We start from the raw sequence: 14,329 nt of genomic DNA on the forward strand, positions 1-14,329 counted from the left end.
AAATCCAGTGAACAGCAATGTTCGTGCGGGTTCAAGTCCCGCTCTGAGTACTAAAACTTCAATTAACTTTTGTTAATTGAAGTTTTTTTTTTGCTCAAAATTGAGATCACTTAGTAAATTTTATATTTTTACTGGACTATTTATCTCACTAAAATATTTTTAATTATGCAAAACGTTTTTCTTAAAGAAGATTGTGATCAATTTATAAATAGAATTAATCGGCTTAAATCAAATACACAGCCTCTTTGGGGTAAAATGTCTGTTGATCAAATGCTGGCTCATTGTAACGTTACGTACGAAATGGTTTATGATGATATTCATCCTAAACCTAATGCTTTTATGAAACTCATTTTAAAGTTCCTAGCTAAAAATAAGGTTGTAAACGAAACTCCTTATCCTAGAAATCTTGCTACCGCTCCACAATTTATCATTAAAGGGAATTGTGATTTTGAGCTTGAAAAAGAAAGACTTATCAATTATATCAATAAAACTTTAGAATTAGGAAAAGACAATTTTGAAGGAAAAGAATCTATTTCTTTTGGTAAACTATCATCTAAAGAGTGGAATAATATGTTTGCAAAGCATTTAGATCATCATTTTTCACAATTTGGAGTTTAAATAATTTTTCTGCTATGAGAGTTTACATCATCATCTTTTTTCTACTATTAGGAATATCTTCTAGCGCCCAAAAACAAGAAGTTCAAAAATGCATTGAATTATTCTTTGAAGGATTTCATCAAAAGGACTCTACAAAAATTAAACTAGTTTGCTCTGATAATATGATATTACAATCTATTAGCGAAAGCACAACTAAAGGAAATAAACTATCTAATGAAAATGCAAAAGAATTTTATAAATCTATTGCATCAATTCCTTCAAATATGAAATTTCAGGAAAAAATACTGAGTTATAATATTCAAATAGATGGAACAATGGCCCATGTTTGGGCGCCTTATGAATTTTATTTAAATGATAAATTCAGTCATTCGGGAGTAAATACTTTTACTTTATTTAAAGAAAAAGATTTGTGGAAAATTATTTATCTGATTGATACGAGAAGAAAATAATTAATTTTTAAGAAATACAGTATTATAATACAAGCAAATATCTTTTAAAAGACATTCTGGACATTTTGGTTTAGGCCTGCAGATTTCGCGGCCCAAAAATGAAATTGCCATTCCAATTTCTGACCAAATATTTTTAGGTAAAACTTGCATTAAATCCTTTTCTACTTTATTACCGTCTTTAGACTCTTTTATTATCCCAATTCTGGGAGCGACTCTTATAACGTGTAAGTCAGCAATGATTCCTTCAGCTGGTTGCCCTGTTTCTCGTAAAATTACGTTGGCAGATTTTCTTCCAATTCCTTTTAATGCAGTGAGCCCTGACATTGTTAAAGGAATATCTTTGTCATCTTTTATCGTCTTGGCAATATCCAGAAGCCATTGCGCTTTGGTTCCGTGGTTTCGAACTTTAGTTATGTATGGTACAAAAGTTTCCAAATCAGCTTTTGATAGGCTCTTAAGTGTAGGGAAATTTTCAAATAATGCCGGTGAAATTGAATTGATATTAGCATCAGAATCTTGTGCAGATAAAACAACCATAACCAATAACTGATACGGGTTTTGATAATCTAACGGATGTTTTCGTCCTTTGTACTTTTTTAAAATGGGTTTTAATTTAGTTTCCCAATCTGATGCTTCTCCAAATAAATCCATTTTTGATTTTCTTTAATGTTGATATTGAAATAGTTAATTATAAAGTTAACTGATTTTAATGAATTCTAGAATGTTTTTAATAACATTTTGGTTTCCAAGTATTTTTCGATGGCCAAGTCCTTCTGTCAAATACAAAGTTCCCTTTTCTAGATTTTCATTAATATGTATTCCAGCTTTTACAAGAACTTCTGGGTCGTCTTTATCGTGCATTACTAAAACGGGAATTTTTACTTTTTGAGCTGCCCTGTAAGCCGAAAAATCATCCATTTTGACTTTATATTGATCTTCAAAAGCTTTCCTTAAATGATTGCTGATCTCTTTTCTTAAACCTAATTTGAAAATAAATTCCTCTAAAATATCTTGAATGATGTCTCCACTTCCTATTATAACCGCTTTTTCTACTTTAAGCCCATCTTTAATTGCGTTTAGAACCGACATTCCACCTAAAGAGTGTCCGATTGCAATTTCAAAAGGTCCAAATTGCTTTTCAATTTCTAAGATTGAGGCTATAAACTCCGACATTATAGTTGTTTTTCCTTTAGACTTACCGTGTGCAGGCGCATCAAAACTAACTGTTGAATAACCATTTGGCAGAAGTTCGTCTGCAATTTTAAACAGTTGGGTTCCTCTTCCAGACCAGCCGTGAACCAATAATACTTTACGTAGACTTTGTCCATAAGCATAAGTAACTACACTTTTATCTATTGCAGGAACGTATAGTAATTCTTGAATACTTTTAGCATCCATTTCCAATTCTCGTTTCGGAACTTTATGCTTTATTGGTGTTGTAAAAAGTCTTGCAGCAAATTTTGTAACTAATTTTGTTGATATAAATGTGCAAATCTTCGCAGAAAGTATAATAATCTTGGGAATTTTTAATGATTTAGTAGGATTAGTTGCCTTTTTTGCCATTTCAATAAAACTTATTTAAAGGAAAGATTCTGCTTTTTTTTTTCTAAATTTAAAAAACATAAATGTAATATAAATAATTGCTTTTTGTGATAATCATAAATTAATTTCTGGAATGGAAATATTTCATATTAGTGCAGAATGTTATCCTGTTGCAAAAGTTGGAGGCTTGGGCGATGTGGTTGGCGCCTTACCTAAATATCAACAATCTGCTGGCCATGATGTTAGAGTTGTAATTCCTTGTTATGATACAAAATTTAGAAAGGAAAATGACTTTGAATGCGTGCATTGGGGGACAGTTAAGTTAGGTAGTTTTAATTTTCCGTTTAGTGTTCTTAAAGAGACAACAAACAAGCTTGGTTTTGAACTTTACTTAATAGAAATTAATGAATTGTTTAATCGCCCAAATGTATATGGTTATGAAGATGATATTGAGAGGTTCTTATCTTTTCAGATTGCCACACTTGATTGGATTATAGCGCGCAATAAAATTCCAGAAATCATTAATTGTCACGATCATCATACAGGCGTTATTCCATTTTTACTTCAGTTTGCTTATAAATATGAGAGTCTAAAAAATGTAAAAACGGTTATTACAATACATAATGGTTTATATCAGGGCTGGTTTGGTTTTGATAAACTATATTACTTGCCAGAGTTTGATTTAAAACATGTTGGATTTTTAGAATGGAGCAATTCGATCAATTCTTTGGCGGTAGGCATTAAATGTGCTAATGCTGTAACCACAGTTTCTCCAAGTTATTTAAATGAAATTAATATTTCGGCAAATGGTTTGGAATCTTTATTTAATTCTGTGCGAAATAAATCTAAAGGAATTTTAAATGGAATTGATATTGAAGTTTGGAATCCGATAAAAGATCAAATGATTGCAGAAAATTATTCGATTGAAGATTTTGAAACTGGAAAAAGAAAAAATAAAGAAAAGCTTTGCGAACAATTTGAATTAGACCCTTCAAAACCGCTATTTAGTTTTATAGGTCGATTGTTTGAAGAAAAAGGAGGCGATTTGCTTCCGCATGCTTCTGCTTTGGCATTGTCTGAGAATTTTGAAGAAATCAATATTCTAATTTTAGGATCAGGAAATGCAGAAATTGAATCGCAATTGATTCAGTTGCGAAATGATTATAAAGGAAATTACAATGTGTTTATAGGTTATAATGAAGATTTAGCGCATTTGATTTATGCAGGTTCAGATTTTATTCTAATGCCTTCGAGAGTTGAGCCATGCGGATTAAATCAGATGTATGCGATGCGTTACGGAACAATTCCGATCGTTAGGAGAACTGGTGGGCTAAGAGATACGGTTGTTGATTTTGGAGATGATGGAAATGGCGTTTGCCATGACCAAGCTTCTGTAGCAGATATATGCTATTCAATAAATCGTGCGGTTAGGTTGTATGAAGATAAAATTAGTTTTAATAGAGTTTTAAAGAAAGGAATGTCTGCAGATCATTCCTGGGAAAGTGTTTGCCAAGAATATATCGAAATATACAACTTAATAATTCAGCAAAATGAAATTTAAAAAGAAAAATGTCGTTGCCATTATTTTAGGAGGTGGACAAGGTTCACGCTTATTTCCATTGACAGAAACAAGATCAAAACCAGCAGTTCCGATTGGAGGAAAGTACCGTTTAGTCGATATTCCGATTTCTAATTGCATCAATTCTGATATTTTTAAAATATTCGTTTTGACGCAATTTAATTCAGCTTCTCTAAACGCTCACATTAAAAATACTTTTAATTTTAGCATTTTTAGTCAGTCATTTGTTGATATTTTGGCCGCTGAGCAGACTCCTGACAATCCAACATGGTTTCAAGGAACTGCTGATGCCGTAAGACAATGTATGTCACATTTTTTAAAACACGATTTCGATCATGCTTTAATTCTTTCTGGCGATCAACTATATCAAATGGATTTTAATGAAATGCTCGAAGCGCATATCGCTGCCAATGCCGAAATTTCTATTGCCACTTTGCCAGTTAATGCGAAAGACGCTCCAGAGTTTGGAATTCTAAAGACAAATCATGAAAGTGTTATAGAGGCCTTTATTGAAAAACCGCATGCTTCATTACTGCCTGATTGGGAATCTGAGGTTAGCGAACAGATGCAAGAAAAAGGCAAAAAATATCTAGCTTCTATGGGAATTTATATTTTTAATAAATCACTATTGGAAGAGTTGATGGCTGATCCGGAAACAAAAGATTTTGGTAAAGAGATTATTCCGCAATCAGTTGGGAAACATAAAATTTTGAGTTATCAATATGAAGGATATTGGACAGATATTGGGAATATCGAATCATTTTTTGAAGCAAATATTGGTTTAACGGCTGATATTCCAGAGTTTAATTTATTTGATAATGAAAATAAAATCTTTACCAGACCAAGATTATTGCCACCATCGAAATTTAGAAATTCAATAATCAATCAATCTTTGATTTCTGAAGGCTGTATTATTAATGCCAAAGAAATTAAAAGCTCTGTAATTGGTATCCGTTCTAGAGTTGGCGAAGGAACTGTTTTGGAAAATTGCTACGTTATGGGAAATGATTTCTATCAAGATCTTGACGAATTAAACTACGAAAGCAGTATCAATAAAATACATGTTGGTATTGGTGAAAACTGTTTTATTAAAAATGCTTTAGTAGATAAAAATGTACGAATTGGAAACAATGTGCACATCAGCGGTGGAAAACATTTAGACAATTTTACCAATGAATTATATAGTATAAAAGACGGAATTGTGGTTATCAAAAAAGGAGTTACGCTTTCAGATAACTTCAGAATTGAGTAATACTTTATAGAAATTCCAATATTTAAAATCTAAATTCCAAGTTTTTCTTAAAGCTAAATTCCAAATCCATTATTTCCCAAACCGATATGAGTAAAGTAATTCCACATTCTCTTTTTACTGATTTTGATATAGATTTATTCAAAGCAGGAAAGCATTTCAGATTATATGAAAAATTAGGCGCGCATTTGGTTGAAGTTAATGGTGTAAAAGGTGTTTATTTTGCAGTTTGGGCTCCTACAGCACATTCTGTTTCTGTTGTGGGCGATTTTAATTATTGGACACAAGGGGAACATGTTCTAAATGTTCGCTGGGATTCTTCTGGAATTTGGGAGGGATTTATTCCTGATATTTCGAAAGGATCGTTTTATAAATACAAAATTCAATCTAATGTAAACGGTGTAATTACCGAAAAAGCCGATCCCTTTGCGCTTTATTGCGAAAAGCCACCACATACTGCTTCTGTAGTTTGGGATCTGGATTATAAGTGGAAAGATGAAAGCTGGATGCAAAATCGTCAGGATTTTAATTCTTTAGATAAGCCTTATTCTGTTTATGAAGTACACTTAGGTTCTTGGAGACGTGGCGAGCATAATCGTTTTTTGACCTATTTGGAGCTTGCAGACGATTTGGTAAAATATGTAAAAGAAATGAGTTTTACGCATGTGGAGTTTATGCCTATTATGGAATATCCGTACGATCCTTCGTGGGGATATCAATTAACAGGGTATTTTGCTCCAACTTCTCGCTTTGGGAAACCTCAGGATTTTATGGTTTTGGTAGACAAGCTGCATCAGGAAGGAATTGGAGTGATTCTAGATTGGGTTCCGTCGCATTTTCCAGATGATTCGCATGGTTTAGGATTTTTTGATGGCTCTCATTTATACGAACATCCAGATCGAAGAAAAGGGTATCATCCAGACTGGAAAAGTCTTGTTTTTAATTATGGAAGAAATGAAGTTCGTGCTTTTTTGATAAGCAACGCTGTTTTCTGGCTTCAAAATTATCATATCGACGGACTTCGCGTTGATGCTGTAGCTTCAATGCTTTATTTGGACTATTCTAGAAAAGATGGCGAGTGGGAGGCTAACATTTTTGGAGGAAGAGAAAATCTTGATTCCATTAGTTTTCTTAAAGAATTTAACGAAGTAATCTACTCTAACTTTATTGGAGTTCAAACTATTGCAGAAGAAAGCACATCGTTTCCTATGGTTTCCCGACCAACCTCTTTTGGAGGCTTGGGTTTTGGAATGAAATGGATGATGGGCTGGATGCACGATACTTTAAAGTACTTTCAAAAAGAAACCGTTTATAGAAAATACCATCAGAACGAGCTGACCTTTTCAATGACCTATGCGTTTACCGAAAATTTCATGCTTCCGTTTTCTCATGACGAAGTTGTTTACGGTAAAAATTCACTCATTTATAAAATGCCGGGTGACGAATGGCAGCGTTTTGCTAATCTGAGATTGTTGTACGGATATATGTTTACGCATCCAGGAACAAAACTTCTGTTTATGGGCGCTGAGTTTGGGCAAACAAACGAGTGGAATTTTGAGCAGAGTTTAGACTGGCATTTGCTGCAATATGATTTTCATTCTGGAATAAAAAGACTGGTTACAGATTTAAATCATTTGTACAAAGCACAGCCAGCGTTGTACGAAAAGCAATTTAGAGGAGATGGTTTCGAATGGATTAATTATTCAGACCATCAAAATGCTATTTTATCTTATATCCGAAAAGGGAATAATCCAGATGAAAGTTTAATTGTTGTCTGCAATTTTACTCAAGTTATTCGTGAGAAATATAGAATTGGAATTCCTCGAAAAGGTAAATTAGTTGAGATTTTTAATAGTGATGCTAAAATATACGGTGGAAGCGGCGTTGAAAACTCTAAAGCCTTAAAAATTGAATCTATATCTTATGATGGCAGAGATTTTTCTGCTGAACTAGTTTTACCTCCATTGAGTGTTACAGTTTATACTTTGGTGTAAAAATCTAGAAGTAAGATTTTGTCATTATATCGTTTCAAAATTATCAAATTGTCGATTTTTTGTTTTGTAATTTAAAACTCATTCAGAAAAAACGTTTTCGTTAATAAACCTTTTATTCATAGGGTGTTATAAACTTTTTTTGTATGTTTGAGTAGAAGAAAATGTCATAAATTAACTCATTGGAGATATGATTACAAATACATCATTAGAATACAAAGGCGATTTATATCCATCAAAAATTGTCTCTTATGAACATGAAGGAGATTCTATTTTCTTTAATACAGACAACAAAGTAATTTTAAAAGTCACTGTTCTTCGTGATAGTTTAATCCGATTTCGTTTTACTACAAAAGGCTATTTCAGCAACGACTTTTCGTATGCCATTGATAAAACACAGCTTCACGGTTATAATTTTTTGGAAGTTACTGAAGAAGAAGCATACTTTCAGATTAGAACTAGCAAGGTAAAATGTAAAATTCAGAAAGCAGATCTTCGTCTTTCGATTTATGATTTGAATGATTTTCTAATTCTTGAAGACGAACTTGGTTTTCATTGGGAAGAAAGCTATGAATATGGCGGAAATATCGTTAAAATGAGCAAATATGCTAAGGATGGAGAATGCTATTACGGACTTGGCGATAAAGCTACTCAAATGAATCTTAAAGGCAAAAGAGTAGAAAATTTTGCGACAGATCAATACGCTTACCAGAAAGATCAGGAGCCTTTGTATAAAGTGGTTCCTTTTTATATTGGTCTTCATAATAAACAATCGTACGGTATATTTTTCGATAATACTTTTAGAACTTTTTTTGATTTTTGTCAGGAAAGAAGAAATGTAACGAGTTTCTGGGCAGAAGGTGGCGAGATGAATTATTATTTCGTTTATGGCCCACAAATGCAAGATGTCGTTACCACTTATACCGATTTAACGGGCAAGCCAGAACTCCCGCCTCTTTGGGTTTTGGGCTATCATCAATGCAAATGGAGTTATTATCCTGAAAGTAAAGTAAAAGAAATTACTTCAAAATTTAGAGAGCTTCAGATTCCTTGCGATGCCATTTATCTGGATATTGATTATATGGATGGTTTTAGATGTTTTACTTGGAACAAAAACTATTTTCCAGATCCGAAAAGAATGGTTTCTGAACTGGCCGAAGATGGTTTTAAAACCATTGTAATCATTGATCCTGGAATTAAAATCGATAAAGATTACTGGGTTTACAAAGAAGCTTTAGAGAAAGATTATTTCTGCAAGAGAGCCGATGGACCTTACATGAAAGGAAAAGTTTGGCCAGGAGAATGTAATTTTCCTGATTATACAAATCCCGTAGTTAGAGAATGGTGGGCTGGACTATTTAAAGAACTAGTTGCAGATATTGGGGTAAAAGGAGTTTGGAATGATATGAATGAGCCAGCGGTTATGGAAGTTCCAAATAAAACTTTTCCGATGGACGTTCGCCATATTTATGACGGAAATCCTTGCAGCCATAGAAAAGCGCATAATATTTATGGAACACAAATGGCAAGGGCAACTTATCATGGTGTAAAACGATTTGCGTATCCAAAACGTCCATTTGTAATTACAAGATCGGCATACTCTGGAGCACAACGTTATACCTCGTCATGGACAGGAGATAACGTAGCAACTTGGGAACATTTATGGATTGCTAATATTCAGGTTCAGCGATTGTCTATTTCAGGAATGGGATTTACAGGTTCTGATATAGGGGGTTTTGCAGAACAGCCAACTGGTGAGTTATATGCACGTTGGATTCAGTTAGGTGTTTTTCATCCTTTCTGTAGAACACACTCTTCTGGAGATCACGGAAATCAAGAGCCTTGGGCTTTTGATGAAGAAGTAATCAGTATCACAAGAAAGTTTGTGAGTCTGCGCTATCAATTATTACCTTATTTATATACTATGTTTTGGCAGTATATTGAAGAAGGAATTCCGATGCTGAAACCATTGGTTTATTTTGATCAAGATGATACTCAGACACATTATCGAAATGACGAATTTATTTTTGGAAATCAAATTTTAGTTTGCCCAATACTTGAACCTAATGCTGTAGGTAGACGTATGTATATTCCTAGAGGAGAGTGGTATAACTATTGGACAAATGAATTGTTTGTTGGAGGCAGAGAAATCTGGATTGATACTAAATTTGATGAGATTCCAGTGTTTGTGAAAGCAGGAGCCATTATTCCAAAATACCCAGTTCAACAATATGTTGGCGAATTGGAGTTTGATGAATTAACGCTTGATGTTTATTATAAAAACGGTAAAGAGCAGTCGGCTGTTTATGAAGATGCTCAAGATGGCTACGATTATAAAAAAGGACGTTATAGCTATTTGTCGTTGCGAAATATTGGAAAAGAAAAAGAACTTATTATCCAGTTGCATAAAGAGGGAAAATACGAGACTCCATACAGTAAATATAAAATTAATCTAATCGGATTGCCATTTAAAGTTAAAGAGATCGAAATTGACAATGAAATAATTGAATTTGATGAAATTAGTTTCGAACAAAATAACTTCTTAATCGTTGATAAAGAGTTTAATGAACTCCATATTATTGGAGAGTAGTTAAATTTTGATATTTTTTTGGCTTATTGTGTAAAATATTTTATTTTTTTTAATCGTATTTTTGTTAGAAAAATAGCTCGAATTATGAAAAAATATGTGTTTTTAGGGATTTTTGGAGCACTTATGGTGGCTTGCGCAACAAATCCGATTACTGGGAAACAGAACTTAAATTTTGTTTCTAATAGCGAATTATTTCCATCTTCTTTTCAGCAATACAGTCAGTTTTTAACCGAGAACAAAGTTATTACAGGAACAGCAGATGCAAAACTTGTTGAAACTGTCGGATTTAAAATAAAGGCAGCTGCAGAAAGATATTTAAACTATTTAGGTCAGACACAGTATTTAAAAGATTATCGCTGGGAATATAAATTGGTTGATAATAAAGAAGTAAATGCATGGTGTCTCCCTGGAGGTAAAATTGTGGTTTATTCTGGAATCCTGCCAATCACGCAAAATGAATCTGGTTTAGCAACTGTAATGGGACATGAGGTTTCTCATGCTCTAGCAAATCACGGTGCACAAAGAATGTCTGCAGCACAATTACAGCAAATAGGAGGAGCGGCTTTAGGCGCTGCAACTAGCGGAAAATCTGAAGCGACTCAACAGATATTTGCACAAGCTTACGGAATTGGTTCTGAGGTAGGAGTAATGCTTCCATTTAGCAGAAGCAATGAAAGTGAAGCTGACAAAATTGGTTTGACTTTAATGGCAATTGCAGGTTATAATCCTGAAGATGCCGTAGCGTTTTGGAGTAGAATGGCTGCCAAATCGGGAGGTGCAAGTTCTCCAGAATTTATGAGCACACACCCTTCTGATGCTACTCGTATTGCCAATATCAAAGCTTTAATTCCAGAAGCAAAAGCAATTGCGCTTAAAGTGGGAACTATCAAATAGTGGCTATATTGCAATAAAATATCATTCAATAAAAAGATTGGCTTTTTGGCCAATCTTTTTTTATTATAGTTATCTGGTAAATACAAGTTGCGGGTAAAGATTATTTGTTGCTGGATTGATAATTCCGTTTGCTAAATAACCATTTGTATCTGTTATACTAATATTTTTAATATAGCTTGTTTTTGCCACACTAAGAATGTTGATCTTTCTAAACGGAATGCATAGATTAATTTTTAAACTATTTGCAGTGATATCTTTTGGAGAAATTTTTACCGTTTTACCTGCTTCAAGTATTGTTCCTGAATCAGAATAGACATCGTACTTTACTTCTAAATCTCCTGATAAAATTTTTCCTGAAATTGGATATTTATAGTCAAGCGTTACATCATAGCTGTAAGAGTATAAACCACTACAAGGCAATGCAGAAGTTTTTGAATTTCTAAAGTTAGAAAAAGTCATTGTTTTGTTAAAATTACCTACATTCCATAATTCTTTATTTTCTTTAAATAAGTCTGTAGTATATAAAGTAATCCCAAGTGCACCAAAACCGAAAGTAGCCTGAGAATAGAAATTTCCTTTAGAGGCAAAGGCAGAAGAATTAGTCATGCTTCCGTTACCTATAGTAAAGCTGTTTATTCCAAATACAATTTTTCCTTTAACATCCAAAATGCTGTTGTCAAGTAACTTAATTTTTGGTTTAATAGAAATTTTCATGTTTGAAATAACTTCCCCAACTAAATCAGATTCGGTTACCTTTGCAGTAGTAATAGTGTTTTCGTATATGAAATGGCTTGTTTTTCCTGGTACATTAACATAATTAGCAAAGCCAATTTTGAATGTCCCGCTAGAATTTATAGCAAAATGAGATGCTTTAGAAACGTTAGCTTCAACTTCCATCGGAAAAGAAATTTCATCAATGCTGATTTTTGCAGGAATCTCTCCCAACAAGTCTCCTCCTGGAAGCGTAACATCAATTTCTACTTTTTTTAGTAAATCTAAGAGATTTGCTGGCGCATTATCAATTAAGTTATACGAATACTTTTTATTGACAGCTCCATTGAAGGTAAAGAAAGGATTTATATTTGAATCAATTTGATAATATACTTCCATTTCGTTTGGAAGCATTTTAGAAGCTCCAAATCCAATTTTCACATTAAAAGTTGATTTTACAGAAGTATTAGGGCTTAATGCAAAATAATCAGATTTGTAATCTTTTATAAAATTAAATATATCGTAAGTAAAAGTGTTATTGTAACTTCCTTTTGCTGTTAAAAGTGAGGATTTTTTGGATTGTAATGCTTGTTCATTTTGTTGTATATCCAATTTAAGTTCAATTGATCCGCTAGTAAACAAGTCCCCGATATAAGAATCTGTAGTTTCAATACTATAAAAATCTGAATCCTGATTTACTTTTTCGATTTTTCTGAAATAGACTTTAGAATCGTCGGTAGTTAAGTAGATAAGATTTCCAGGCACTATTTTTTGTGTTATCTCAGGGGAAGCAACTTTCATCTTCAATTTCCCATTTTCTAGATCTGCTGTGGAACTCATAATAATTGAGTTTTCAGAAGAAATTTTGATCAAATTAGGATTGACAGTTAAGTTATGTAAGTTATATGTAACTCCATCTGCAGATCCTGATCTATTTATTAATCTGTCTTTGGCAACGTGATTAGCAGCTGCTTCATGAGGTGAATCATTAAAATCATTTGTACAAGAACTGAATGACAGTATAGTTGCACCTAAAAAAAATAATACTTTTTTCATATACTTTAAATTTTTAAAAATTTGAACAAGTATAGTACGTTTATAAAAATAGAATTGCTTCTAAAAGCCAATAAAAACAAGAGAATAAGACTTAAAAATTAGTGAGCAAATATTATCAAAGAATCAAATAAGAGTTCTTGGCAGGCATCAATTTCTTAATATATCATTTTTGATAAAATAGCTTTGAATATGATAATAATTAGATAAATTCGTAATCTATTTAACAAAACCATTTCTATGAAAAACCTACCAAAAGGAGATAAGAAACTTTTAAATGCTTGGGCGTTTTATGACTGGGCAAATTCAGTTTATACCTTGACCATTGCATCTGCAGTATTTCCGATTTTTTATGAAGCTTTATTTAGCGATCGAGATCATTATATTGATGTTTTTGGATTACATCTTAAAAACTCAGCCTTAATTAGTTTTACTACTGCGGCAGCATTTTTAGTAGTTTCTTTCATTTCGCCTTTATTATCTGGAATCGCCGATTATGTTGGAAACAAAAAATCATTCATGAAATTTTTCTGCTATATGGGAGCTGTGTCTTGCATGGGCTTGTATTGGTTTGATTTGGATAATATTTATGTTGGATTATTATTTTACTTTTTAGGATTAATTGGTTTCTGGGGAAGTTTGGTTTTTTATAATTCCTATCTTCCAGATATTGCTTTTGAGGATCAGCAAGATAAGATTAGCGCTAAAGGCTATTCTTTAGGTTATATTGGAAGTGTTGTATTGCTGATTATCAATTTAGCTATGATTATGAAACCAAAACTTTTCGGAATCACAGGAACAAATGGTGAGGCAGCAATGAAAGCTATGCGTTATTCATTTATAATGGTAGGAGTTTGGTGGATTCTTTTTAGCCAATACACCTATTATTACTTGCCAAAAGGAAGTAAAGAGCAGGGGCAAAAATTGACAAGAAATGTAGTTTTTAATGGTTTTAGAGAGTTAAAGAAAGTCTGGGCAGCCTTACAGAATATCACTCCTTTAAAACGTTATTTAGGAGGTTTTTTTGTCTCAAGTATGGCTGTTCAAACAGTTATGTTAGTAGCAACTTATTTTGGAGCTCAAGAAATAAAATGGACTTCAAAAGAAGAAAGCACAACAGGGTTGATTATTTGCATTTTATTGATCCAGTTGGTTGCTGTTGTTGGAGCTATTTTAACTTCACGTGCTTCAGCTAAATGGGGTAATATTCCAACTTTAATTGTAATTAACAGTTTATGGGCGGTTTTCTGTGCTTTGGCTTATTTCATCACACTTCCAATTCATTTTTATGCAATGGCCGCAGTAATTGGTTTGGTAATGGGAGGAATCCAAGCTTTGTCTCGTTCAACATATTCGAAATTACTTCCAGAAACAGAAGATACAGCATCGTTTTTTAGTTTCTATGATGTTGCAGAAAAAATCGGAATTGTAATCGGGATGTGCGTTTACGGAATTATAGATCAAATTACAGGAAGTCCGCGTGCGGCAATTGTAATTTTAGCAATTTTCTTTATTACAGCGATATTTTTATTAAGAAGAGTACATAAAAAAGACGTTTCAAATTAATTAAAACGTCTTTAGAATAACTAATATCACGAATTGCAAAGATTATTTTGATTGATGATTTTTTGTAATTCGTGATATTTTTTTTGA

11 protein-coding genes are annotated in these 14,329 nt (G+C 32.9%); 8 read left to right on the forward strand and 3 right to left on the reverse strand.

The features are described 5' to 3' along the window. The first annotated feature begins 165 nt into the window (after positions 1-165). Entirely contained in the window at positions 166-618 is a 453-nt protein-coding gene (locus J7574_RS10240; protein WP_290967682.1) for a DUF1569 domain-containing protein, read from the forward strand. A gap of 14 nt (positions 619-632) precedes the next feature. Then, the gene (locus J7574_RS10245; protein WP_290967685.1) at positions 633-1,067 is read left to right on the forward strand and encodes a nuclear transport factor 2 family protein; all 435 of its coding nucleotides are present in this window, start codon (positions 633-635) and stop codon (positions 1,065-1,067) included. Here the strand turns inward: J7574_RS10245 and nth are convergent, their stop codons facing one another. Together nth and J7574_RS10255 are read right to left on the reverse strand one after the other, a co-directional pair. Then, positions 1,068-1,718, reverse strand: a complete 651-nt coding sequence (gene nth, locus J7574_RS10250; protein ID WP_290967687.1) for an endonuclease III — start codon at positions 1,716-1,718, stop codon at positions 1,068-1,070. 45 nt (positions 1,719-1,763) lie between these two features. Next, positions 1,764-2,630 carry an alpha/beta hydrolase gene (locus tag J7574_RS10255; protein ID WP_290967690.1) on the reverse strand — a complete coding sequence of 289 codons (867 nt, stop codon included), beginning with the start codon at positions 2,628-2,630 and terminating at the stop codon, positions 1,764-1,766. 112 nt (positions 2,631-2,742) lie between these two features. On the opposite strand from J7574_RS10255, the gene J7574_RS10260 reads away from it, so the two are divergent. From J7574_RS10260 to J7574_RS10280, 5 genes are all read left to right on the forward strand, one after another. Further along, a complete protein-coding gene (locus J7574_RS10260) occupies positions 2,743-4,170 on the forward strand; it encodes a glycogen synthase (RefSeq protein ID WP_290967693.1) in 1,428 nt (475 codons plus the stop codon). After that, positions 4,160-5,440 carry a glucose-1-phosphate adenylyltransferase gene (locus J7574_RS10265; protein ID WP_290967695.1) on the forward strand — a complete coding sequence of 427 codons (1,281 nt, stop codon included), beginning with the start codon at positions 4,160-4,162 and terminating at the stop codon, positions 5,438-5,440. The genes J7574_RS10260 and J7574_RS10265 overlap by 11 nt, the downstream gene beginning before the upstream one ends. Before the next feature lie 86 nt (positions 5,441-5,526). Beyond that, positions 5,527-7,431 (forward strand): 1,4-alpha-glucan branching protein GlgB, encoded by a 1,905-nt coding sequence (gene glgB, locus J7574_RS10270; protein WP_290967698.1) that lies wholly within the window; start codon positions 5,527-5,529, stop codon positions 7,429-7,431. A 187-nt stretch (positions 7,432-7,618) separates the two neighbouring features. Continuing rightward, positions 7,619-10,018: a glycoside hydrolase family 31 protein gene (locus J7574_RS10275; RefSeq protein ID WP_290967701.1), complete on the forward strand. Its 2,400-nt coding sequence runs from the start codon at positions 7,619-7,621 to the stop codon at positions 10,016-10,018. Between the two features lie 84 nt (positions 10,019-10,102). Next, on the forward strand, positions 10,103-10,912 hold the full coding sequence (locus tag J7574_RS10280) for a M48 family metallopeptidase (RefSeq protein ID WP_290967704.1): 810 nt from the start codon (positions 10,103-10,105) through the stop codon (positions 10,910-10,912). A gap of 69 nt (positions 10,913-10,981) precedes the next feature. Here J7574_RS10280 and J7574_RS10285 read toward each other — a convergent pair whose 3' ends face one another. Further along, positions 10,982-12,679 (reverse strand): hypothetical protein, encoded by a 1,698-nt coding sequence (locus J7574_RS10285; RefSeq protein WP_290967707.1) that lies wholly within the window; start codon positions 12,677-12,679, stop codon positions 10,982-10,984. Positions 12,680-12,916: 237 nt separating this feature from the next. Between J7574_RS10285 and J7574_RS10290 the strand changes: the two genes are divergently transcribed. Continuing rightward, positions 12,917-14,242, forward strand: coding sequence for an MFS transporter (locus J7574_RS10290; protein ID WP_290967710.1), 1,326 nt, complete (start codon positions 12,917-12,919; stop codon positions 14,240-14,242). Positions 14,243-14,329: the final 87 nt, after the last annotated feature.

The sequence above is a fragment of the Flavobacterium sp. genome (assembly GCF_017744675.1).
Classification (GTDB): Bacteria; Bacteroidota; Bacteroidia; order Flavobacteriales; family Flavobacteriaceae; genus Flavobacterium.

What these genes read in the sequence shown, in the direction of transcription:
- J7574_RS10240 (WP_290967682.1), top strand. Translation starts at nt 166, where the DNA reads ATGCAAAACGTTTTTCTTAAAGAAGATTGTGATCAATTTATAAATAGA.
- J7574_RS10245 (WP_290967685.1), top strand. Translation starts at nt 633, where the DNA reads ATGAGAGTTTACATCATCATCTTTTTTCTACTATTAGGAATATCTTCT.
- nth (WP_290967687.1), bottom strand. Translation starts at nt 1,718, where the DNA reads ATGGATTTATTTGGAGAAGCATCAGATTGGGAAACTAAATTAAAACCC.
- J7574_RS10255 (WP_290967690.1), bottom strand. Translation starts at nt 2,630, where the DNA reads ATGGCAAAAAAGGCAACTAATCCTACTAAATCATTAAAAATTCCCAAG.
- J7574_RS10260 (WP_290967693.1), top strand. Translation starts at nt 2,743, where the DNA reads ATGGAAATATTTCATATTAGTGCAGAATGTTATCCTGTTGCAAAAGTT.
- J7574_RS10265 (WP_290967695.1), top strand. Translation starts at nt 4,160, where the DNA reads ATGAAATTTAAAAAGAAAAATGTCGTTGCCATTATTTTAGGAGGTGGA.
- glgB (WP_290967698.1), top strand. Translation starts at nt 5,527, where the DNA reads ATGAGTAAAGTAATTCCACATTCTCTTTTTACTGATTTTGATATAGAT.
- J7574_RS10275 (WP_290967701.1), top strand. Translation starts at nt 7,619, where the DNA reads ATGATTACAAATACATCATTAGAATACAAAGGCGATTTATATCCATCA.
- J7574_RS10280 (WP_290967704.1), top strand. Translation starts at nt 10,103, where the DNA reads ATGAAAAAATATGTGTTTTTAGGGATTTTTGGAGCACTTATGGTGGCT.
- J7574_RS10285 (WP_290967707.1), bottom strand. Translation starts at nt 12,679, where the DNA reads ATGAAAAAAGTATTATTTTTTTTAGGTGCAACTATACTGTCATTCAGT.
- J7574_RS10290 (WP_290967710.1), top strand. Translation starts at nt 12,917, where the DNA reads ATGAAAAACCTACCAAAAGGAGATAAGAAACTTTTAAATGCTTGGGCG.